The 22746-nt window shown below is 59.5% G+C and carries 22 protein-coding genes and 2 tRNA genes; 17 read left to right on the forward strand and 7 right to left on the reverse strand.

Features of this window, described 5'->3' with window-relative positions:
* Positions 1-42: 42 nt before the first annotated feature.
* Complete coding sequence (locus SLW74_RS03840; RefSeq protein WP_410928174.1) at positions 43-1560, forward strand: trypsin-like serine peptidase; 1518 nt, start codon at positions 43-45, stop codon at positions 1558-1560.
* Positions 1561-1636: 76 nt separating this feature from the next.
* Here SLW74_RS03840 and hisF read toward each other — a convergent pair whose 3' ends face one another.
* The 6 genes from hisF to SLW74_RS03870 all read right to left on the reverse strand — a co-directional run bounded on the left by hisF (position 1637) and on the right by SLW74_RS03870 (position 6784).
* Positions 1637-2407, reverse strand: a complete 771-nt coding sequence (gene hisF, locus SLW74_RS03845; RefSeq protein ID WP_065987385.1) for an imidazole glycerol phosphate synthase subunit HisF — start codon at positions 2405-2407, stop codon at positions 1637-1639.
* Between the two features lie 77 nt (positions 2408-2484).
* Positions 2485-3234, reverse strand: coding sequence for a 1-(5-phosphoribosyl)-5-[(5-phosphoribosylamino)methylideneamino]imidazole-4-carboxamide isomerase (gene hisA / locus SLW74_RS03850; protein ID WP_065987386.1), 750 nt, complete (start codon positions 3232-3234; stop codon positions 2485-2487).
* Between the two features lie 91 nt (positions 3235-3325).
* Complete coding sequence (locus SLW74_RS03855) at positions 3326-3586, reverse strand: DUF2164 domain-containing protein (protein WP_037016295.1); 261 nt, start codon at positions 3584-3586, stop codon at positions 3326-3328.
* Positions 3586-4224: an imidazole glycerol phosphate synthase subunit HisH gene (gene hisH, locus SLW74_RS03860; RefSeq protein ID WP_065987387.1), complete on the reverse strand. Its 639-nt coding sequence runs from the start codon at positions 4222-4224 to the stop codon at positions 3586-3588. The genes SLW74_RS03855 and hisH overlap by 1 nt, the downstream gene beginning before the upstream one ends.
* Positions 4224-4817, reverse strand: coding sequence for an imidazoleglycerol-phosphate dehydratase HisB (hisB, locus tag SLW74_RS03865; RefSeq protein ID WP_065987388.1), 594 nt, complete (start codon positions 4815-4817; stop codon positions 4224-4226). The genes hisH and hisB overlap by 1 nt, the downstream gene beginning before the upstream one ends.
* Positions 4818-5122: 305 nt before the next feature.
* On the reverse strand, positions 5123-6784 hold the full coding sequence (locus tag SLW74_RS03870; RefSeq protein ID WP_065987389.1) for an OFA family MFS transporter: 1662 nt from the start codon (positions 6782-6784) through the stop codon (positions 5123-5125).
* 330 nt (positions 6785-7114) lie between these two features.
* Between SLW74_RS03870 and SLW74_RS03875 the strand changes: the two genes are divergently transcribed.
* From SLW74_RS03875 to SLW74_RS03915, 9 genes are all read left to right on the forward strand, one after another.
* Positions 7115-9343, forward strand: a complete 2229-nt coding sequence (locus SLW74_RS03875) for an AsmA family protein (RefSeq protein WP_410928175.1) — start codon at positions 7115-7117, stop codon at positions 9341-9343.
* A gap of 135 nt (positions 9344-9478) precedes the next feature.
* On the forward strand, positions 9479-10546 hold the full coding sequence (mutY, locus tag SLW74_RS03880; protein WP_410928176.1) for an A/G-specific adenine glycosylase: 1068 nt from the start codon (positions 9479-9481) through the stop codon (positions 10544-10546).
* A complete protein-coding gene (locus tag SLW74_RS03885) occupies positions 10543-10815 on the forward strand; it encodes an oxidative damage protection protein (RefSeq protein ID WP_192130801.1) in 273 nt (90 codons plus the stop codon). Before mutY ends, SLW74_RS03885 begins: the two co-directional genes overlap by 4 nt.
* 102 nt (positions 10816-10917) lie before the next feature.
* Positions 10918-10993: transfer RNA gene (locus SLW74_RS03890), tRNA-Phe, on the forward strand.
* A 386-nt stretch (positions 10994-11379) separates the two neighbouring features.
* Positions 11380-11967: a DUF433 domain-containing protein gene (locus SLW74_RS03895; RefSeq protein ID WP_369318359.1), complete on the forward strand. Its 588-nt coding sequence runs from the start codon at positions 11380-11382 to the stop codon at positions 11965-11967.
* Positions 11964-12371, forward strand: a complete 408-nt coding sequence (locus SLW74_RS03900; RefSeq protein ID WP_296306432.1) for a hypothetical protein — start codon at positions 11964-11966, stop codon at positions 12369-12371. Before SLW74_RS03895 ends, SLW74_RS03900 begins: the two co-directional genes overlap by 4 nt.
* A 141-nt stretch (positions 12372-12512) precedes the next feature.
* Positions 12513-13166 (forward strand): hypothetical protein, encoded by a 654-nt coding sequence (locus tag SLW74_RS03905; protein ID WP_410928177.1) that lies wholly within the window; start codon positions 12513-12515, stop codon positions 13164-13166.
* Positions 13167-13236: 70 nt separating this feature from the next.
* Positions 13237-13731 carry a hypothetical protein gene (locus SLW74_RS03910; RefSeq protein WP_410928178.1) on the forward strand — a complete coding sequence of 165 codons (495 nt, stop codon included), beginning with the start codon at positions 13237-13239 and terminating at the stop codon, positions 13729-13731.
* A gap of 90 nt (positions 13732-13821) precedes the next feature.
* Entirely contained in the window at positions 13822-14364 is a 543-nt protein-coding gene (locus SLW74_RS03915; protein WP_410928179.1) for a cytochrome b, read from the forward strand.
* 106 nt (positions 14365-14470) lie between these two features.
* Here the strand turns inward: SLW74_RS03915 and gabP are convergent, their stop codons facing one another.
* On the reverse strand, positions 14471-15862 hold the full coding sequence (gene gabP, locus SLW74_RS03920) for a GABA permease (RefSeq protein WP_410928180.1): 1392 nt from the start codon (positions 15860-15862) through the stop codon (positions 14471-14473).
* A 495-nt stretch (positions 15863-16357) separates the two neighbouring features.
* Here gabP and SLW74_RS03925 point away from each other — a divergent pair, with 495 nt between their 5' ends.
* From SLW74_RS03925 to SLW74_RS03955, 7 genes are all read left to right on the forward strand, one after another.
* Positions 16358-17131 (forward strand): ABC transporter ATP-binding protein, encoded by a 774-nt coding sequence (locus tag SLW74_RS03925; protein ID WP_296316150.1) that lies wholly within the window; start codon positions 16358-16360, stop codon positions 17129-17131.
* A 13-nt stretch (positions 17132-17144) separates the two neighbouring features.
* Positions 17145-17909, forward strand: a complete 765-nt coding sequence (locus SLW74_RS03930) for an ABC transporter substrate-binding protein (protein ID WP_065987399.1) — start codon at positions 17145-17147, stop codon at positions 17907-17909.
* 67 nt (positions 17910-17976) lie between these two features.
* Positions 17977-18672: an ABC transporter permease gene (locus tag SLW74_RS03935; protein ID WP_410928181.1), complete on the forward strand. Its 696-nt coding sequence runs from the start codon at positions 17977-17979 to the stop codon at positions 18670-18672.
* The gene (locus SLW74_RS03940) at positions 18669-19358 is read left to right on the forward strand and encodes an ABC transporter permease (protein WP_122622908.1); all 690 of its coding nucleotides are present in this window, start codon (positions 18669-18671) and stop codon (positions 19356-19358) included. The genes SLW74_RS03935 and SLW74_RS03940 overlap by 4 nt, the downstream gene beginning before the upstream one ends.
* Positions 19359-19515: 157 nt before the next feature.
* Positions 19516-20721 carry a methyltransferase gene (locus SLW74_RS03945; protein WP_410928182.1) on the forward strand — a complete coding sequence of 402 codons (1206 nt, stop codon included), beginning with the start codon at positions 19516-19518 and terminating at the stop codon, positions 20719-20721.
* 295 nt (positions 20722-21016) lie between these two features.
* Positions 21017-21092: transfer RNA gene (locus SLW74_RS03950), tRNA-Thr, on the forward strand.
* Positions 21093-21203: 111 nt separating this feature from the next.
* Positions 21204-21785 (forward strand): hypothetical protein, encoded by a 582-nt coding sequence (locus tag SLW74_RS03955; RefSeq protein ID WP_410928183.1) that lies wholly within the window; start codon positions 21204-21206, stop codon positions 21783-21785.
* The last annotated feature ends 961 nt before the right edge of the window (positions 21786-22746 follow it).

The following is a 22746-nucleotide window of genomic DNA, read 5'->3' on the forward strand; positions in this document are numbered from 1 at the left end:
CCCGCACCAGACGCGGGCGCCAACAGACCAGACAGGTATTCAATGAAAAATCTCACACATGCTGTGTGCAGCGTCGCGCTCATCGGCCTCATGGGCGCAGGCATTAGCCAGGCAAGCGATTATGGCCAGGGACTGGAGAATGACTCGGCGGCCATCCCTCTCGATAACGCGCAAAACCGTCACGCCCCATGGAGGGCGGTAGGCCGTCTGCAACCCAGCAAAGAGAGGCCCGACATCCATTGCAGCGCGTCCTTGATTGATTCACGCAACGGCAGTCCGGTTGCATCAGGGCCTGCTTACATCCTCACCAGTGGCCATTGCGTGAGTCAGGACGCCATGAATATCTCGAGCGACATCCCTTTGGATGGCCATATCGATTTTGATTACTTCCTGGGCAACCTGCAAAACACCGAGCGTTCCCGGTTGAAAAGACTGGTGCGAGCGACCACACGTGGTGCAGACCTGGCCATTATCGAGCTGGACACATCGCTGCAGTCACTCCTCGACAAAGGCATCGAGCCACTGAGCATCAGTACCCATGCACCTGGCAATGGCGTGAATCTGGTGATCGTCGGCGTCCCTTCAGGCCACGAAGACGCACCTGCATTACGCCTGTCGGCATGCCCACTGGAAGGTAGCGCGGACCTGCTGGAGGATGTGTATATCTTCCGCGGATTTCATAAACATCGCTGCCAGGGTGTGGCGCCGGGAAGTTCCGGCAGCCCCGTCCTGGACAGGGTTTCCAATCAGATCGTTGGCGTACTCAGCACGTCCACGAAGGGCGTCAAAGAGGAAAATCGCTGCCAGCCGAACGCGCCCTGCGAGATCAACAACGGGCAACCGGTGCTATCCCCAGACACCTCTTATTCCAGCCCGGCGCTGGGCCTCAAGACCTGCTTCAGCCAAGGCGTATTCAACCCGCTGGACATTGAATGCACGTTGCAATCGACGCTCAAGATGACATTGGGGGCGAGCTACTCGCCAAACCCCTATAGCCGGGTAACCCTCGACGATCAGGGCCGTACCGTTTTGCCCACGTGGTCGTGGCCGTTCTCGCTGGACACCCCTCTCTACCGCTACAAAGCCGTTCGCACGCCGACGGAATGTGAAAGCCCGCATCACTACAGCAACGCCCAGGGCGCCACGCAGGCGTTGATCGATGATCGCGTAGGCCCGGAGGCCGGCCTGTATTTTCTGTGCATCATCGGTGTGGACTCCCCTGACCAGCGACCCGCGCAAGAGATGATGAACAAGCCGGTGATTGTGGCAATGGAAATCGCGCCGCCGGGTCCGACCCGAATGCCGGAACTGACCATCGAGCGCATGGCCGATGGCGGCTACAAAGTGATGCCGTACTACTCCAACCCGACGCTTTGGGTGTACACGTTCAAATCCGGCCCGGCTGACACTGTGCAGTGCGATGACCCGCAGGGTTACAGACCTGAATTCGACGAGGTGATGATCATCGAGGCGACACCATCACCGATGACGCTGTGCTCCAAGGCCTACGACATGGCCAGTCAGGCATCGTCGCCGCGCACCGATCTATTGCTGCCCTGATCGGAGAGTCGCCGGGTAAGCTGGATCATGGAAGTGGCGCTGGCTGACCAGGCTATGGTCAGCCAGCGCATCAGGGTCAGCGAACCACAATCCCTTGCCTGGCCATGAACGCCTTGGCTTCTGGCACGGTGTATTCGCCGAAGTGGAAAATGCTCGCTGCCAGCACCGCGCTGGCATGACCTTCCAGCACGCCATCTGCCAGATGCTGCAGATTGCCGACGCCACCGGAAGCAATGACCGGGATGCCGAGGGCATCGCTGATCGCCCGGGTCACGCCCAGGTCGAAGCCGCTCTTCATGCCGTCCTGGTCCATGCTGGTCAGCAGGATTTCGCCGGCACCGAGGTCTTCCATCTTCTTCGCCCACATCACCGCGTCCAGGCCAGTCGGCTTGCGACCGCCGTGGGTGAAGATTTCCCAGCGTGGGGTTTCGCCGGGCAGCGAAACCTTCTTGGCGTCGATGGCCACGACGATGCACTGCGAGCCGAAGCGGGCGGCGGCTTCGCCGACGAACTCGGGGTTGAACACCGCAGCGGTATTGATCGAGACCTTGTCGGCACCGGCGTTGAGCAGGTTTCGAATATCCTGCACGGTGCGCACGCCGCCACCCACGGTCAGTGGGATGAACACCTGACTGGCCATGCGTTCGACGGTGTGCAGCGTGGTGTCGCGGCCGTCGACGCTGGCGGTGATATCGAGGAAGGTAATCTCATCGGCACCCTGCTCGTCATAACGCCGGGCGATCTCGACCGGATCACCGGCGTCGCGGATGTTCTCGAACTTCACGCCCTTGACCACGCGGCCGTTGTCGACGTCCAGGCAAGGGATGATGCGTTTGGCGAGGGCCATGGTTAGTCCTTAAGTAACAAGCTTCAAGCTTTAAGCTGCAAGTAGAAGCGGATCGAGGTCAGCTTGCAGCTTGAAGCTTACTGCTCGGAGCTGACTGCGTAGCTGTCACAAAACGCCTGGGCTTCAGCCACATCCAGCGTGCCTTCATAGATCGCACGGCCGGTAATTGCGCCGATGATGCCCGGTGCTTTTGCGTCGAGCAGCGCCTTGATGTCGCCCAGGTTATGAATGCCGCCCGAAGCGATCACCGGAATGCGGGTCGCGGCAGCCAGCGCGGCGGTGAACGGGACATTGCAGCCCTGCATCATGCCGTCTTTGGCGATGTCGGTATAAACGATGGCCGAGACGCCGTCTGCTTCAAAGCGCCTGGCCAGGTCGATCACCTGCACCGTGCTGACTTCAGCCCAGCCGTCGGTGGCGACGAAGCCGTCTTTGGCATCCAGGCCCACGATCACTTTGCCCGGGAACGCGCGGCAGGCTTCGGCGACGAAGTCAGGGTCCTTGACCGCCTTGGTACCGATGATCACGTAACTTACGCCGGCTTTGACGTAGTGCTCGATGGTGTCCAGCGAGCGGATACCGCCGCCGATCTGGATCGGCAGGTTCGGGTAACGACGGGCAATCGCGGTCACGACATCACCATTGACCGGCTGGCCTTCGAATGCGCCGTTCAGGTCAACTAGGTGCAAGCGACGGCAACCGCCCTCGACCCACTTGGCAGCCATGCTCACCGGATCATCGGAGAACACCGTGGAATCTTCCATCCGACCCTGGCGCAGACGTACACATGCGCCGTCTTTAAGGTCGATCGCGGGAATAATGAGCATCAGCTTTTCCTTCGTCTAAAAGCCGCGAACCGCACGCCATAAGCTGCAAGTCGCATCTCTACTAATTCTTGCAGCTTGAGGCTTGACGCTTCTAGCTGCTCTTCTCCAACGCCCACAGGTCGCTTTCGATGCTTTCGAAACGCTCCTTGAGGTGCGTCTGAACATCGAAGATCGCCCGGTTGTAGTAATGCGGTGCGATCTCGCGGGTGAACAACTCCAGAATTTCAGCCGCTTCGAACGAACCCAGGTCCAACTCGAAACGGTCTTCCATGAACCGCTTGATCGTGTGGCACGCCTCGCTCTCCTGCTCGGGAGTGAGGGTCAGGATCGGCGGTTTGGTCTTCTTGCTCATTACCGGCTGCCGTCCCACGCCGCGAAGTTCTGCAGTAACTGCAGGCCATGGGTATGGCTCTTCTCGGGGTGGAATTGCACGGCGAAACGTGAGCCATCGGCCAAGGCAGCGGCGAAGTCATGACCATAATGGCCACGTCCGACAATCTGCTGCGGGTTGGGCGATTCGATGTAGTAACTGTGTACGAAATAGAACCGCGCCATGTCCGGAATGTTGGCCCAGAGCGGATGATCCACGGCCTGCGCCACCTCGTTCCAGCCCATGTGCGGGACTTTCAGATGCTGGCCGTCTTCGTGAAGATCCTTGCCGAAAAAGCGCACCTGACCGGGCAATACGCCGATGCAATCGACGCCGCCACTCTCTTCGCTGCGCTCCATCAGCGCCTGCATGCCCACGCAGATGCCGAGAAACGGACGGTCCTGACTGACTTCACGCACCAGGGCATCGAAGCCCAGGCGACGGATTTCAGCCATGCAGTCGCGAATCGCGCCGACCCCGGGAAACACGACACGGTCGGCTTCACGGATGACGTCGGCGTCGCTGGTGATCAGCACGCGACCGGCGCCAACGTGCTCCAGCGCCTTGGCCACCGAGTGCAGATTGCCCATGCCATAGTCGATAACAGCGACGGTCTGCATTACAGCACGCCTTTGGTCGACGGCATCTGGCCAGCCATGCGGTCATCAAGCTCCACTGCCATGCGCAATGCACGGCCGAACGCCTTGAAGACGGTTTCGATCTGGTGGTGGGTGTTGTGGCCGCGCAGGTTGTCGATGTGCAGCGTGACATTGGCGTGGTTGACGAAGCCCTGGAAAAACTCCTGGAACAGGTCCACATCAAAGCCGCCGACGGTGGCGCGGGTGTACGGGACGTGCATCTGCAGGCCAGGCCGACCGGAGAAGTCGATGACCACGCGCGACAGCGCTTCATCCAGCGGGACGTAGGCGTGGCCGTAGCGACGGATGCCCTTTTTGTCGCCGATGGCTTTGCTGAACGCCTGACCCAGCGTGATGCCGACATCTTCCACGGTGTGGTGATCGTCGATATGCAGGTCGCCTTTGCATTCGATGTCCAGATCGATGAGCCCGTGACGGGCGATCTGGTCGAGCATGTGTTCAAGAAAAGGAACGCCGATATCAAATCGGGACTTTCCGGTGCCATCCAGGTTGATCGAGGCTTTGATCTGGGTTTCCAGGGTGTCGCGCTCGACGAACACCATACGTTCGGCCATCACCAGCTCCGCTAAATCATTGGGCGAAAAGGCGGCCATTATAGGCGTGTGGCGGGGAAACAGAAACATGAAGCGAGCAATGCCTGACCGAGGGAAATGCCGGCCGCATGCGATAGACATGTGTGTACAAGCGAATACATTCAGGCAAAAAAAATGTGGGAGCGAGCTTGCTCGCGAATAGGCCCTGGCATTCGACATCTCTGTCGACTATAAGGCCGTCTTCGCGAGCAAGGTGGATCGCCACCCCGGTCGCGCCCACAGGTTTCAGGTCAGCCTGATACATCTCAGGCTGCCTCGATCAGCTTTTAGTGAAACAACACCGCAGTCTTCTGCAGAGTGATCCACACGCCCCATGCCAACGGAATGCCCACTGCCAGCCAGGCCAGAATCGCCAGTGGCTTGGTGCTTGGATCGGCTTTCCATTCCAGCGAAGTGCTGTGATCGGCGCCGACATCGTGACCGAAAGCTTGCTCAGCCTTCAATTGCTCGTCAGTCATGAAGTACTTGTCGGCCACCGGACGCACCAGCAGGTTGCAGATGAAGCCCAATACCAGCAGACCCGCGAGGATGTACAGGGTGATGTCGTAAGCATCGGCGCGTGCAACGCCGTGGCTCAGCTGATACTCACGCAGGTAGTTCACCAGAACCGGACCGAGCACGCCAGCGGCAGCCCAGGCGGTCAGCAGACGACCGTGGATCGCGCCGACCATTTGCGTACCGAACAGGTCGGCCAGGTACGCCGGAACGGTTGCGAAACCACCGCCGTACATCGACAGCACGACGCAGAACGCCGCCACGAACAGCGCAACGCTGCCCAGGTGACCCAGTGTCGGTACCGATGCGTAGAGCAAAAAGCCCAGCGCGAAGAACACGAAGTAGGTGGCTTTACGGCCGATGTAGTCCGAGAACGATGCCCAGAAGAAACGTCCGCCGATGTTGAACAGGCTCAGCAGACCGGTGAAGCCGGCTGCGATGGCCGCGATGGCCGCCAGTTGCGAGGCATCCAACTGCCCGAAAGGCTGATCGTTGCCCAGCAGTTTGCCGCCGAACACTTCCTGCAGCAGGGGCGAAGCCATGCCGAGGATGCCAATGCCTGCCGAAACGTTCAGGCACAGCACCAGCCAGACCAGACGGAACTGCGGGGTCTTCCACGCAACGCTGACGTGCACGTGACGGTTGGTGATCATCGCGCTGTTGGCTTTCTTCGCAGGAGCGGTCCAGCCTTCAGGTTTCCAGCCGGTCGGCGGAACGCGATAGGACAGTGCACCGCCGATCATGAAGACGAAGTAAATCACCGCCATCACCGCGAAGCTCTGCCAGACACCGACGCTGTCAGGCGTGGCGAAGTGGCTCATCAGTGCGGTTGCCAGCGGAGCGCCAACCATCGCGCCACCGCCGAACCCCATGATCGCCATGCCGGTCGCCATGCCGCGCTTGTCCGGGAACCACTTGATCAGCGTCGAGACCGGCGAGATATAACCCAAGCCCAGACCGATACCGCCGATCACGCCCGAGCCGATCCACATCAGCCAGATCTGGTGCGTATAAACGCCCAGCGCCGAGATCAGCAGACCACCACACCAGCACAGTGCCGATACAACACCGGCCTTGCGCGGGCCTGCGTGTTCCAGCCAACCGCCCCAGATCGCTGCGGAGCAACCCAGGAAAATGAAGAACAGGGTATAGATCCAGCCGAGCATGGAAATCGGCCAATCACAGCTGGACGAAATGACTTGCTCGAAGAAACCCATGTCAGCCGGGCAGGCGACAGCGGTCTTGATGCCGATTGCCTTGGACAGCGGCAGCCAGAACACCGAGAAGCCATAGGCCATGCCGATACACAAGTGGATTGCCAATGCAGCTGGCGGAACCAGCCAACGGTTGAAACCGCGCTTGGCGATAATGCGCTCTTTGGACAAGAACGCAGGCTGAGCGGCAGTACCGCCCAGAGCAGTGCTCGTAGTCATCTTATTGTTGCCCCCAATTTATAGTTGTATCCCGCAAGAACAGCGACATAGCCCCACCACCACTCTTAAAGCACGCAGGCCTCGGTGGTTTATCGGCAGGACATCTCTTTACGTGACAATTCGACGCAGCACGGCTGGCGAATGGCGCGAGATTACCATTTGCGGCCTAAAAGAAAGCATTCTGCTACTACCTTTTTAGTGCCGTCTGTCACTGTGCAGGTCGCCGCCAACTTGATCGGCAACGTCTATGGCGATCCAAAACCCGGTGCTTGCGTGAGAACGCTATACTCGCGGGCTAAATTTTGAACGACTCGACACAAGGACTCGCCCATGAAAGCGTTCGGCAAAATCCTGGGGCTCACCCTTCTCGGGCTGTTGCTGATCATCGTGGCTCTTGGCTTTGCCCTGACCCACTTTTTTGATCCCAACGACTACAAAGACGAGATTCGAAAACTGGTTCGCGATCGCGCCCATGTCGAGCTGACGCTCAATGGCGACATCGGCTGGAGCCTGTTTCCATGGCTTGGCCTGGAGCTGCACGACGCCAGCGTTGCCACCTTGAGCGAGCCGACCAAACCCTTCGCCGACTTGCAGATGCTCGGGCTGTCCGTGCGCGTGCTGCCGCTGCTGCGCAAAGAAGTTCAGATGAGCGACGTGCGCGTCGAGGGCCTGAACCTGACGCTGACCCGCGATGAAAGCGGCCACGGCAACTGGGAAGACATCGGCAAAGTACCCGCGACCGCGGCCAATCCAGCCCAGCCCCCCGCCACGCCGGAAGCGCCAACTGATACCGCGTCGGCCAAGCCCGACAAGCCGTGGCAGCCGCTCAAGCTGGACATCGACAGCCTGACCGTGAACAACGCGCGGATCGATTTCAACGATATTCCCAAGGCCCGGCAGTTCACCGCCGAGAGCATTCAGCTGAGCACCGGCCCGATCCACAACGCGACCGATATCCCGCTGAAACTGACCGCATTCCTCAGCACCAATCAACCCGTCGTGCGCACCAAAACCGAACTGACGGGCAAGCTGCGCTTTGATCGCGCCCTCAAGCGTTATCAGCTCGACGACATGCGTTTCTCGGGTGATGTGACGGGCGATCCACTTCAGGGCAAGACGCTGACGTTCTCGGCCCAGGGCCAGTTGCTGGCAGACATGTCCGCCAACGTCGCGGAATGGACCAACCTGAAGCTGTCCGCCAACCAGCTGCGCGCCATCGGCGAGCTGCATGTGCGTGACCTGGACAAGACCCCGCAGCTCACGGGGGGCATTTCGATTGCGCAGTTCAACCTGCGCGACTTCCTCGACAACATCGGCCAGCCTGCGCCGACTCTTGGTGACGGCAGCCTGAACAAACTGGAACTGGTCACCCGCATCGCGGCGACGCCGAACAGCGTGGCGCTGGACGACCTCACGGTGAAACTCGACGACAGCACCATCAGCGGCCACATCGCCGTGGAGGACTTCGCCAAGCAATCCCTGCGCCTGCAACTCAAGGCCGACACGTTCGACGCCGACCGCTATCGCAAGCCAGAAGGCGAGCAGGCGAAGAGCGCGGGCGCCGCTCGCAGAGCCGAAGTTCAGGGCGCCGAGGCCGAAGCCATGGTGGCCTCAGGCACCTCGCCTCTGCCGAATCAGCCGACCCAAGGCGCCTGGAGCGACGCGAAGCTGCTGCCGCTTGAGCGCCTGCGCAAACTGGATGTCGACGCCGATCTGAGCTTCGGCAAACTGACCCTGGAGAAACTGCCGATCCAGAATGCGGCGCTGAAAACCTCGGCGCTCGATGGCGTGATAACCGTCAACAGCCTGCGCGGCGATCTGTACAACGGTTATTTCGAGGTCAAGGGCAATCTCGACGCGCGTCCCGAGGTGCCGTTGGCCAGCGTGCAGACCCGTATCGCCAAAGTGCCGGTGGAACACTTCATTCAGAGCCAGGGCACCACGCCGCCTCTGCGCGGCCTGCTCAACCTCACCAGCGATGTGACCGCCAAAGGCAACAGCGAGAAGGCGCTGGTCGAGAGCCTCAACGGTACTGCCAGTTTTGCGCTGAACGACGGCGTGCTGGTCAACGCCAACCTCGAGCAGCAGCTCTGCCGCGGCATCTCGACGCTCAACCGCAAGAGCTTGAGTGGCGAGCCGCGTGGCAAGGACACGCCCTTCCAGCAGTTGAATGGCAATCTGGTGTTCCGCAACGGCGTGGCCAGCAACCCGGACCTGAAAGTCCGTACCCCGGGCCTGACCGTCAACGGCGATGGCGACATCGACCTGCGCGTCATGGGCATGAACTATCGCGTCGGGGTGATCATCGAAGGCGACAAGAGCGATATGCCAGACCCTGCCTGCGAAGTGAACCCGCGCTTTGTCGGCATCGAATGGCCGGTGCTCTGCCGTGGCCCGCTGGAAATGGGCGCGAAGGCCTGTCGTCTGGATAACGACGGCCTGGGCAAGGTCGCTGCAAAGCTGGCAGGCGACCGGATTGGCGACAAGATCGATGAAAAGCTGGGGGACAAGGTCAGTCCCGAGCTTAAGGACGCGATCAAGGGATTGTTCAAGCGTTAAGCCTGACTAACAGGCGCCGCGCAGTTACGTGGTGGGAGTGCGCACACTCCCACATTCATTTTGACTGGCCGCCGACAGCGCGGCGTCTGGCTGCGGATATAGCAACCCAACTTCTTTTGATCACCGGAACCCTTGATGCAACCCGAGCAGTTCTCCTCCGCCGTTCTCGACTGGTACGACCGCCACGGCCGTCACGATCTACCCTGGCAACACGACATCACCCCGTACCGCGTGTGGGTGTCGGAAATCATGCTGCAGCAAACCCAGGTCAGCACGGTGCTTGGCTATTTCGACACGTTCATGGAAGCGCTGCCTACCGTGCAGGCTCTGGCCGACGCGCCGGAAGATGAGGTTCTGCATCTGTGGACCGGGCTGGGTTACTACACTCGCGCGCGCAACCTGCAGAAGGCCGCGAAAATCGTGGTGGCCGAGCACGGCGGAGAATTCCCCCGCGACGTGGAAAAGCTCGTCGAGCTGCCGGGTATCGGCCTCTCAACGGCCGGAGCGATTGCCAGCATCAGCATGGGCCTGCGCGCGCCGATCCTTGATGGCAACGTCAAGCGCGTACTCGCCCGCTTCACCGCCCAGGAAGGCTATCCCGGCGAGCCCAAAGTGGCGAAGCAGATGTGGACCACGGCCGAGCGCTACACGCCGCACAGCCGGGTCAATCACTACACTCAGGCGATGATGGATCTGGGTGCCACGCTCTGCACCCGGACCAAACCCAGCTGCCTCCTCTGCCCCCTCGAGCGTGGCTGCGAAGCCCACATGCTGGGCCAGGAAACCCGTTATCCAATTCCTAAACCGCGCAAGGTCGTGCCGCAAAAGCGCACCTTGATGCCGATCTTTGCCAACGACGAAGGCGCGATTCTGCTGTATCGCCGCCCTTCGACCGGGCTGTGGGGCGGGCTGTGGAGCTTGCCGGAACTGGACGACTTCAACGACATGCAGCATCTGGCCAACCAGCACGCCCTTGAGCTGGGCGAGCATCAAGCCTTGCCGGGCCTGATCCACACGTTCAGCCACTTTCAGCTGAGCATCGAACCCTGGCTGGTCCGGGTCCGCGCGTCCGCCCATCACGTGGCCGAGGACGACTGGCTCTGGTATAACCTCGCCACCCCGCCGCGCCTGGGCCTTGCCGCCCCGGTGAAGAAACTGCTGAAAAACGCAGCCGACGTATTGAATGCAGGAGAGTCCTCATGACCCGCACCGTGATGTGCCGCAAATACAAAGAAGAATTGCCTGGCCTGGACCGTCCGCCGTATCCGGGCGCCAAAGGTGAAGACATCTACAACCATGTCTCGCAGAAAGCCTGGGGCGACTGGCAGAAACACCAGACCCTGCTGATCAACGAGCGTCGTCTGAACATGATGAACGCCGAAGATCGCAAATTCCTGCAGACCGAGATGGACAAATACCTGTCCGGCGAGGAATACGCCAAGGCCGACGGCTATGTTCCCCCTGCCGAATAACCCTTCGCAGACAGTGTTCGTCGTAAGCGGAGGAAATAATTCAGATTTTTTTCGACACCGTGCTTGACGACCTCCTGAAAAACACGTTTAATGCGCCCCGTTGCCCAGATAGCTCAGTCGGTAGAGCAGGGGATTGAAAATCCCCGTGTCGGCGGTTCGATTCCGTCTCTGGGCACCATAAATACCGAAAACCCCTGCATCGAAAGATTCAGGGGTTTTTTATTGCGCGCGAATAACTAGGGTGCCCTCGGAGATCTCCGCCGTACAGACGCCTGCTACGAATGGATTTGTTAAGCGTCGCCACTCCAGGCACAGCACGGGATCATCAAACTTTCACCCGTCCGCGCCCCCACCTTCTTTACAATTTTGCCCTGAGCATCCGCCCAAGATCAGTTGAACGAGACCCTGATCAACCTCAGAATGCATTTTTTTGAGCAGCCACGGACACGGGAGGTGTGCATGAAGACTGTCGAATCGTCGAGCCGCCTCATTGGGGTCGGCGTGTACACGCCCTCAGAAGCAGCCCTTTACACAGGCATACCCGCCAAGGACATTCGCAGATGGCTGTTCGGCTATAAGGCGGATGGTGTGGAGCACTCCGGTTTGTGGCTTCCTGAGCTGGATGTCGGAGACGAGAAGCTGCTTGGCTTCCACGACCTGCTTGAGATCAGATTTGTTGATGCCTTCCGAAAGCACGGCGTGAGCCTTCAAGCTATTCGCGCAGCATCCAGGCAAGCCAAGGAAATTTTTGACCAGCACTATCCGTTCACCTGCAGAAGATTCCAGACTGACGGCAGGAGCATATTCGCTACCGTTTTTGATGAAACTGGCGACGAGGCGATCCTGGATCTGGCGAAACGTCAGTATGCATTCAGGCAAGTAATCGCCCCTGCGCTGTATGAGGGCATTGACTATACGGGCGAGGGAAAGGCGCAGCGTTGGTATCCAGTCAAGCGAAGCAGGGCAATCGTGCTGGACCCGAACCGCAACTTTGGAAAACCGGTGCTCTCCGCCGCTGGTATCGATACGGCGTCGATTTATCAGGCTTACCTGGCTGAAGGCCAAGACGCAAAACGTGTGTCCGTGATTTTCGAAATTCCGACCGCAGCAGTGGACGCTGCGGTGACCTTTGAGCATAGGATCGCTGCTTGAATTTTCTGATCGATAACAATCTTCCACCGTCCATTGCCAGAGCCTTGCACGAGCTATGCAGAGGCGAAGGCCATGTCGTAGTCCCACTTAGGGACAGGTTTCCAGCGGACACAAGTGACATCCACTGGATTACCGACCTCACTGCCGAAGGCGGGTGGGCCGTGGTGTCACAAGACAAGTTCTCCAAGGGAAACGCCGAGCGGCAGGCCTTCAGAGAATGCGGGCTACCGGTTTTCTGCCTCGCGAGGCAATGGGGCCAAACGACCTACTGGAGTAAGGCTGAAAATCTTGTCCGGTGGTGGCATGCCATCATTCGGCAGGCGGAGCTGATCTCGGGCGGTGCGGCATTCAAGGTGGTCTGGAAATTTTCAGCGCCCGGGAAGTTTGAGCAATTGAAAATGTAGCCTCGCATCAGACTCGCCCCTGTGATCCCGTCTCTGGGCACCATAAATACCGAAAAACCCCTGCATCGAAAGATCCAGGGGTTTTTTATTGGGCGCAATTTATTAACATCGCAGGCTTGAGCTAACCAAGGAAGCTTCGTGATGGCATCTGTCAGCAAGCAACAAAAACGAGCCAAGCGCGCCAAGACCAAAGCCAAAGAGCAGCGTGTCGATCGCCAGCATCCGCAGACTCCCAACCCGATCGTCCCGGATTACTTCATGCCTGATTTCTTCTCGGACGACGACGCAGCGCTGCTGGACGACGATACCCTGCTGAAGAATTTCGTAGAGCCCGACATCCTTGAAACCATGGACGAAGAAGAGCGGGAGGCGATGGCGGCGGTGATAAGAGGCGATTCCGACGAGATGTCGATCACTGAGGACGAAATGTTGATAGCGGAGGTGTATCACTCCCCTGCGCCGGAGCCTTCTCAGGAGCAGCGACTCGCGCATTACGAAGTGCTCAAGCTTGCCGAGCAGCAAGGGTTCCTCGATCTGCTTGATGCCTTCGCCAGAGGTCCCATAGCCGCCCACGCTTTCTACGACATCGACTTCGACGACTACCTCGACGTCCTGGTGAACACGCTTGGCGCTTACTTGATGTGGGCCCACGGACTGGATGAGGCTACCGTCAGGGCGCGCATTCACGACGATGATTTCTACGAGGCCTTCCGCGCGATTCTCGACGAGATCGAGATGGAATCCACGATGGAGATGCTGGGGATCGACCGCAACAAGCACGACGAACCGGCGTAAGACTGAATACAATACGCGCCCGATGATCCTGGGCCATGCGAATGGCTGCACCGCACAAGGAACCGCCGTCATGGCCTCCCCCGACAAACAGCAAAAACGCGCCCAGCGTGCAAAGGCCAAAGCCAAGCAGAACCGTTCCGGCAAGGCCCGGCCGAGCGTTATTCACCCGGTGCTCAACCATGCCTTCGTCAACGAGCCTTTCGATGACGTCGAGATCGACCTGAGCACGTTTGATTTCAAAGACATCGAAGAAAACGGTTTCGACCCTGCGGATTTCGACGACCTGTTCGAAGCAATGAAGCAGGCCGAATCAGTAAGCTTGCTGGCGCTGTGCGTGGTCTTCCTGCAATACCCGGTGCTGGAGCTGGTGATTGCCGAAGAAGACGAAGAGCCGGCGACCGACTTCATGATGGGCCTGCTGATCACCTATCGCGGGCTGTTCCACGAGGAAGATGAAGACTCGGCCGTTGAATGGATCGGCAGCGACGCCTTCCAGACTGCCTACAACGAAGCGTCCGTGACCCTGCAGAAAAAGAACGCGAAAGGTGCAGGCGGGCGTTCTTAAAACGTTTTTTGATTTACATGACCCCGGTCAAAACGGTAGCTTTGCGCCATTACGAGAATGCAACTCCTTCTCAACTAAAGGCTGGCCGTTTTGACACCTCTAAACACCGCTTTGCCGGCACCGACGTCAGGCGAAACGAGCACTTACTCCCGAACCCGAATTTTCCTGCATTGGCTGTCCGCGGCCGTCATCCTGTGGGCGACATTCAGCGGCTTCGGCGTGGCATTGCTCGACCAGAGCGACCCGTTTCGGCAATGGGTCGAGTCGTTTAATCCCCAACTGACCAGCCTGTTTATTCCGTTCTTTGCCTGGCGTTTGTGGCTGGCGGTGAAAGCCCCTGCGCGGCCCTCCGCTAAAAACGTCCAGGCGCGACTGGCCAGCGCTGCGCACAAAGCGATCTACGGGGCAGTAGCCGGCGTGTTGATTACCGGGGTGCTGATGATGAGCCACCCGGTCATGCTTCTGGCGCTGGTGCCGCTGCCACAGCTCATCCATTCAAAAATCGCGCTGCTGGAGCTGCATCAGTTGCATCACGTCCTGTGCGCGGTATTGGCAGGGTTGGTGGCGCTGCATCTGGCCGCAGTGGTGCTGCATCAAGTGCGCGGCAAATCGGTGCTGGGCAGGATGCGCTGAGACACTGACCCCCACCGCGACCCAATCATCGGGACGAAAAAAAACCGCCATCATCCCTGACAGCGGCTTCTCGACAGCGGTTGGTCACAACCGACTCACTGCTCCATCAATTCAGCACAACCTTGCCTGCCTTCCCCGCTTTGCGACGGCTCGACACGATCAGGCCAGCAGCCACGACCATCAGGCTCAACAGCCCGGTGGCAATAATCTCCATGCGGTGGCCTTCCTGGAACAGCATGATGGTCAGCACGGCGACGATGAACACGATCACTGCCCAGGTCAGGCCGGGGAACAGCCACATGCGGAAGTCGACGGCCTGGCCTTCTGCTTCACGCTTGCGGCGCATACGCAGCTGAGACACGGCGATGACCAGATACACCAGCAGTGCGATGGCGCCCGAGCTTGCGAGCAGGAAGTCGAACACCGCCGCAGGTGCGACGTAGTTGGCGAACACGGCAGCAAACGCAGCGCCGGTCGACAGGAGCACCGCCCAGTAAGGCGTGCCGGCTTTGGTGGTACGCTGGGAAACAGCAGGGGCGTCGCCACGTTTGCCGAGGGAAAAGAGCATGCGTGAAGCCGTGTACAGCGCCGAGTTCAGGCAACTGGTCACGGCGACCAGCACGACGATGTCGACGATCAGCTTGGCGTTTGGAATGCCCATCAGATCGAGCACGGTCTGGTACGAACCCACTTCAGCCAGACGGCTGTCGTTCCAAGGCACCAGCGAAACGACGAGGAAGATCGAAAGCAGATAGAACAGGCAGATCCGCCAGATCACCGAGTTGGTGGCCTTGGTGATTTGCTGGCCGGGATTCTTCGATTCTGCCGCCGCGATGGTGACAATCTCCGTCCCCATAAACGAGAACATGGTGGTCAGCATCGCCGCCAGCACCGCCCCCATGCCGTTAGGCAGGAAACCCTGCGTGTCATACAAATGACTGACGCCGCTGACCTGGCTGTTCGGCAGAAGTCCCATCACCGCCGCAATGCCGAGCACCACAAAGCCGATGATCGCGAGCACTTTGATCAGCGCGAACCAGAACTCGAACTCTCCGTAGTTCTTCACGCTGAAGAGGTTGGTCGCGGTGAGCAGCAGGGTGATCACCAACGTAAACGCCCAGATCGCCACGTTCGGGAACCACGCATGCAGGATGGTCGCGGCGGCGTTGGCTTCCAGCGGGATGACCAGCACCCAGAACCACCAGTACAACCAGCCGATGGTGAAGCCGGCCCAGTGCCCGATCGCGCGGTCGGCGTAGGTCGAAAAAGAACCGGTGTCCGGCGAAGCGACGGCCATTTCCGCCAGCATGCGCATCACCAGCACCACCAGCGTACCCGCGGCGCCGTAGGCCAGAAGCACAGCCGGCCCAGCTTCGGCAATCGCGTGGCCGGAGCCGACGAAGAGGCCAGCGCCGATGACGCCCGCGATAGACAGCATGGTGATGTGCCGCGGTTTGAGCCTTTGTTCAAGGTTTGAAGCGTTGGGTGTACTGCTCATGGAACCAACCTTAGAAGGATTTCTGTACGGATCAGGACGCGTGGCGGCTCTTCGTAAAGAGAACACAACAGCTCTGTTATTTATTTTTTACGCAAGAATTACGCCAGGATGTTTCAGATACGACGTCGCAGCGGGATACGCCCGCTGCAGACCATTTACGCAAGTCCATGAATGCAATAGCAATTCGCCATTCATGTAGGAAACGTTACCTGGAGCAACAGGAGGGTGACGATTAGCCGCACCGAAAATACACACTCAAGATGAAATAGCACCAAATAAGCGCACATTAACGGACGTCAATCCCCGCAATGGCCGGAACACCCTTCCCCACGGCGGTTAAAGCTGGCACCATCGCGCCCTTTTTGCGCAACGGCATTCTGCGCCGGCGCTCATCAAGCTCATCCTCAAAAGGCCTCGCGCAGCATCGCTGCTGCCGCCGCCAGGTTGCGTCCACTCGACAACCCGATGAGCCCACCGAATACACGAGGACTGAACATGGCCGAGGCCACGCCCGCCCTGGAAATCCGCAATCTGCACAAGCGCTACGGCGAACTCGACGTGCTCAAGGGCATCTCGCTGAGTGCGCGCGATGGCGACGTGATCTCGATTCTGGGTTCCTCTGGCTCAGGCAAGTCGACGCTGCTGCGCTGCATTAATCTGCTGGAGAACCCGCATCAGGGGCAGATTCTCGTGGCCGGCGAAGAGCTCAAGCTCAAAGCCACCCGCAAAGGTGAACTGATCGCTGCCGACAACCGTCAGATCAACCGCCTGCGCAGCGAGATCGGCTTTGTCTTTCAGAATTTCAATCTCTGGCCGCACATGACCGTCCTCGATAACATCACCGAGGCTCCGCGCCGCGTGCTGGGGCAGAGCAAGGCCGAGGCCACCGAAGTTGCCGAAGCATTGCTGGCCAAAGTGGGGATCGCCGACAAGCGTCATGCGTATCCGGCACAGTTGTCGGGCGGTCAGCAGCAACGTGCCGCGATTGCGCGCACGCTGGCGATGCAGCCCAAGGTCATTCTGTTCGATGAGCCCACGTCTGCCCTCGATCCCGAGATGGTGCAAGAAGTGCTTAGTGTTATTCGTGGCTTGGCCGAAGAAGGCCGGACCATGCTGATGGTGACCCACGAAATGAATTTCGCCCGGCAGGTGTCCAGCGAAGTGATCTTCCTGCACCAAGGGCTGATAGAAGAACAAGGTTCGCCAGACCAGGTCTTCGATGACCCGCAGTCGGCGCGCTGCAAACAATTCATGTCCAGCAATCGCTAACGGAGCAACATCGATGCAGACCCTGAGAAACATTCTGTTGGCCGCTGCCGCCACCCTGGCCATGGCCTCCAGCGCCTTTGCTGCCGACACCCTGAAAATGGGCATCGAGGGCGCCTATCCGCCGTTCAACAACAAGGACGCCAGCGGTCAGGTGGTGGGCTTTGACGTGGAGATCGGCAACGCCCTGTGCGCCAAGATGAAAGTGACCTGTGAAACTGTCACCTCCGATTGGGACGGCATCATTCCAGCCCTGAATGCGCAGAAGTTCGACTTCCTGATCTCGTCGATGTCGATCACCGAAGAACGCAAGCAGGCCGTGGATTTCACCATTCCGTACTACTCCAACAAGCTGCAATTTGTCGCGCCTAAGACCACGAACCTCAGCGGCGACCTGGCCGCCATCAAGGAAACGTTGAAGGGCAAGACCATCGGCGCCCAACGCGCGACCCTGTCCGGGACGTGGCTGGAAGACAACTGGGGCGACGACGTGACCGTCAAGCTGTACGACTCCCAGGAAAACGCCTTCCTCGACTTGGCGTCGGGCCGCCTCGACGCACTGCTCGGCGACAAATACGCGAGCTACGAGTGGCTGAAAGGCAAGGAAGGCCAGAGCTTCGAGTTCAAAGGTGACGCCCTGCCGGTTGACGACAAGATCGGCATCGCGGTGCGCAAAGACGACCCGCTGCGTGACAAGCTGAGCGAAGCCTTGAAAGAAATCATCGCCGACGGCACCTACAAGAAGATCAACGACAAGTACTTCCCGTTCAGCATCCTCTGACCTGCCTGACCATCGCCGCCGTTTGCCCGCGCAGACGGCGGCGTCTGTCCTCTAGACAAACAACGCCATGAACTTCGATCTCTATGGATTCGGCCCGGCCCTGGCCGCCGGCATGCTGATGACCCTCCAACTTGCGCTGTCGGCGCTCTGCCTGGGGCTGGTGCTCGGCTTGCTCGGGGCGCTGGCGAAGACTTCGCCGAATCGTGCCTTGCAGTGGCTCGGCGGCACCTATTCCACGCTGGTGCGCGGCATCCCCGAATTGCTGTGGGTGTTGCTGATCTACTTCGGCACGGCCAGCTCGATGCGGGCGATCGGCAAGCTGTTCGATATTCCGAACCTGTCACTGAGTGCGTTCGCGGCTGGCGTCATTGCCCTGGGCCTGTGCTTCGGCGCTTACGCGACCGAGGTGTTTCGCGGCGCCATGCTGTCGATCCCGAAAGGTCATCGCGAGGCCGGCTTGGCGCTGGGCATGTCCCGCTCACGCATCTTCTTCAAACTGGTGATGCCGCAGATGTGGCGCATTGCGCTGCCGGGGCTCGGCAACCTGTTCATGATCCTGATGAAGGACACGGCGCTCGTCTCGGTCATCGGGCTTGAGGAAGTCATGCGCCACGCGCAGATCGCCGTCACGTCCACCAAGCAGCCTTTCACCTTCTATATGGTCGCGGCGCTGATGTACCTGTGCATGACCGCGCTGTCGATGATCGGCCTGGCGTGGCTGGAGAAACGCGCGTCGGTGGGCTTTGCGAGGAGCGCGTCATGAGCTGGGAATTCGTCCTCAAATGGCTGCCGAAACTGCTGCACGGCGCCACCGTCACGCTGGAGCTGGTCGCCGTCGCGGTGATTGCCGGCCTCATTCTCGCCATTCCGCTGGGCATCGCCCGCGCTTCGCGCAACGCCTATGTCCGGGCGCTGCCCTACGCCTACATCTTCTTCTTTCGTGGCACACCGCTGCTGGTCCAGCTGTTTCTGGTCTATTACGGCTTGGCGCAATTCGACGCCGTCACCAAGGGGCCGCTGTGGCCTTATTTGCGCGACCCGTTCTTCTGCGCGGCGCTGACCATGACGCTGCACACCACCGCCTACATCGCGGAGATCCTGCGCGGCGCCATTCAGGCCGTGCCACCCGGTGAAATCGAAGCGGCCCGCGCACTGGGCATGTCCAAAGGCAAAGCGCTGCTGTACATCATCCTGCCCCGCGCCGCACGCATCGGCCTCCCTGCCTACAGCAACGAAGTCATTCTGATGCTCAAGGCCAGCGCACTGGCGAGCACCGTGACCCTGCTCGACATCACCGGCATGGCCCGCACCATCAACGCGCGGACCTACATGCCGGAGCAGACCTTCCTCATCGCCGGGTTGATCTACCTGGTGATGTCGTTCGTGCTGGTGCAAGGCTTCAAGCTGCTTGAGCGCTATCTGCGAGTGGACGCCAGCCAAGGGCGCTGAGGACCGCCGCGCCCTCCCGCAGAGAACACGGTCCAGGTGGGAGCGAGCTTGCTCGCGAAAGCGGCATTTCAGCCGCCGAAGATTGCCGAGCCTGATAAACGCGCTCAGGCACTGATTCACCGTATGCTGCACATCACAGCTCAACTGCCATAACCCAATGCCACGCACACCCGCGCAACTCCAATCCCGATTCGCCGCGCTTGATGCCTTCCTCCTGGAGCATCAGGCCCTGTGGCGCCCACGACCTTTCACCCATCGCCACCTGCCGTGGGAGTCCCAGCACCCCGAGCAGTCACGCTGGTTGCGACAACGCTCGCTTGAAGAGGCAGAAGCGGCGCACAACCATCCCGAACAGCTCAGTGCGCCTCAGCCCTTTGCTCAGCTAGCTTTACAGTCGAAGGCATTAAGCGAGATCGACGCGCTGCCTCCCGTCAGCCTGGAGCCTGTGTCATCGCGCATGAGCGTCGACGTGCCCGGCCGCAAGTGGCAGCAGATCGAAGCCTTCGCCAGCCGCTTGAGCTTTCAGCGACAGCCAACCCACTGGCTGGACTGGTGCTCTGGCAAAGGCCACCTGGGTCGGCGCCTCGCCCATGGCGGCCAAGCCCTGACCTGCCTTGAATACGATGCGCAACTGGTGGTGGCGGGAAGGCAACTCAGCGACAAACTGGGCATCACCGCAAACCATCTGCATCAAGACGTCATGGCCGACGATGCCGGCGCGCGCCTCGAAGCCCATCACACGTCCGTCGCCCTCCACGCCTGCGGCGACCTTCATGTGCGCCTCATGCACCTCGCCAGCGACGCGCGCTGCCAACAACTGGCCATCGCACCCTGCTGCTACAACCGCATCGCCGGCGAACACTACCTGCCGATCTCCCAACAGGGCAAAGCTTCCGCGCTTACGCTCTCCATCGACGACCTCGGCCTGCCCCTCAGCGAAACCGTCACTGCTGGCGCCCGCGTGCGCCGCCAGCGCGACATCTCCATGGCCCGACGCCTCGCCTTCGACCTGCTGCAGCGAGCGCTACGCGGCGTCGATGACTATTTGCCAACGCCCTCACTGCCCAGCGCCTGGCTCGACAAACCCTTCGCCGACTACTGCCGCGACCTGGCTGAACTCAAGCAACTCCCCTCCCCCGGCACTCAGGACTGGAACGCCCTTGAAACAGCGGGATGGGCGCGTTTGACCGAAGTGCGCAACCTCGAATTGCTGCGCAACCTCTTCCGTCGGCCGCTAGAGATGTGGCTAATACTCGACCGCGCGCTTTATCTGACTGAGTGCGGGTACGACGTGCACATCGGCACCTTCTGCGACCGCCAAGTCACTCCGCGGAATCTGCTCATTCTCGCAGAACGGCCGTGAGCTTTTTTTGACGCGCGCGCCTGTGGATAAGTCTGTTGATGAAATCCCAGCGAACGCCCGGAAATCCTGCTTTGGGAGGGATGTAACCATTTGTTCATTTTTTGGTCAGCGTAAAATTGGCGCTAAAACAGTAGCTTGCGAAGGATTGAGAATGGTTCCTGAATCTGACCGATCGTCGCCTTCGGTTTGTGCGGATTGTGAATAACGGTAATCACCTTCCGGCATAAGGGCCGCGAAAAAACTGAAATTAGGGCTTTACTCGCCAGATCAAATCCCTATAATCAGCGCCCACAACGCCGGTATAGCTCAGTTGGTAGAGCAACTGACTTGTAATCAGTAGGTCCCGGGTTCGACTCCTGGTGCCGGCACCATACAAATCAAGGGCTTGCAGCGATGCAGGCCCTTGTTGTTTATGCCATACGTAACAAGCGACGTAACAAGCAGGTTTTGGCCTACCCATCCGACGATCCGAGAACCTTCCCATGGATTGGAAACAGTTCATTGCTGCCATCGTTACGGCCTCCGCATGGCCGGTGGCTGCTGTCGTCCTGGTCATGATGCTTAAAAGCCCGTTGGTGGACATTCTCGGGCGAATCCGTTCGCTGAAAATCAAAGATTTCAACTTCGATCTGTCGGGCAAACTCGATGAAGTGGCTTCCGCAGTGGCCGCCAATGTTTCAGAGCCGCCGGCGCCCGTTACCACCGCGACACGGCCAGTACTGGAGTTGGCACGCATTGATCCACGATCGGCAGTCCTAAGCGCTTGGCTGGAGGTTGAAAAAGAAACTGAGGAGCTCGCTCTCAAGGCTGGCATTCAGTTTCTCGGTCGACAACCAGTCGCGGTCGCGAATGAACTTCACGCGGCGGGGCTTATGGATGAGTTGGTTTTCTCTACCTACGTGAAGCTTCGCATGATCCGCAATGAGGCCGCCCATCTTCAGGAGCGGGACATCTCATTCGAGGAGGCTGTAAGCATGGCGAACCTCTGCCACTGGCTTGCCAATCGGCTCCACTACGAGCGCGCTCATTTAGAAGCAATCGCGCCAGCAGGCGTTAATCCCTGAATTTGCACGTACTTGCAGAAGAGTCTGTGCACACGCGCTGAAACGCCCCGCCTTTGCGTCATGTTGGTTTTATGCTGACCCACGGGAAACCGGTTAGTTAAGGCAGGTTTTGCCTGTCGCCTCTAGAAGCCACGGATTTAAAGGGCTGTAGAGTTTCGATATGGGTTAGTTTTATAGACAGGATAAGTTAGGAACTAACCTTTTCTAACTGTTAGAAACCATGAATAAAATATCCTTATAAATCAACGACCTAACCACTACCCCCCATTTCACCTAACCCTATTCTAACCTCGCAAAATAAGCGTCTACCCCCCGTCGTTATTGGGTTTGACCTCCCGCGCCGCGCCTCAAATAAAAACTAACCCTTTCCCCGTGGCTGAACCTAGAAACAGCTCCCAGAGACGGCGCCTCCAGGGCGTTTGAAAACAGGGGGGCGTGCAGGGATCTGCAGGGTTTTCGCAGCTCCACTTCGCGCAGGAGAGGCCCAGCGCGGGCTGCGGGAAGAGGTCTGCAGGTGCGCAGAAAATTAGACCTATTTAGCCCGCAGGCGTGGCGGGGGGACGACGGCGCGCGCCAGGTGAAGACGGCCCTGCCGAGCCGGAGGACGCACCAAAATGAGGCAAAAAAAGGGACTGAACGTAGCGGCGCCGTCAGCCGCTTCGGATCGGCTGTGGGCCTGGGTTGACTGGAGGGCGAGCGCAGCCCTTGCTGCCGGGCGTGCCATGGTTTGTGTACGCGGATAGTTCTTGCAACGTATCACCCTCAAGTAATACATTACGGCCGTCGCTGCCAATTCAGCGACACGGGTTTGGCGACCCGGTAAGCGTAGGCGCACAGGCGCCCCCATTCATGACAGCAGGCGCTTTTTTTACGCCCGCAGTTTCTTGTTATGGCGGCTGTGCGCGGGAGACTCTCGGGTCTGCCGGGTTCCTATGCCCCGGTTCGCCAACCTGCGTACAGC

Source organism: Pseudomonas sp. W5-36 (assembly GCF_046540455.1).
In the GTDB taxonomy this organism is placed as follows: Bacteria; Pseudomonadota; Gammaproteobacteria; order Pseudomonadales; family Pseudomonadaceae; genus Aquipseudomonas; species Aquipseudomonas graminis_B.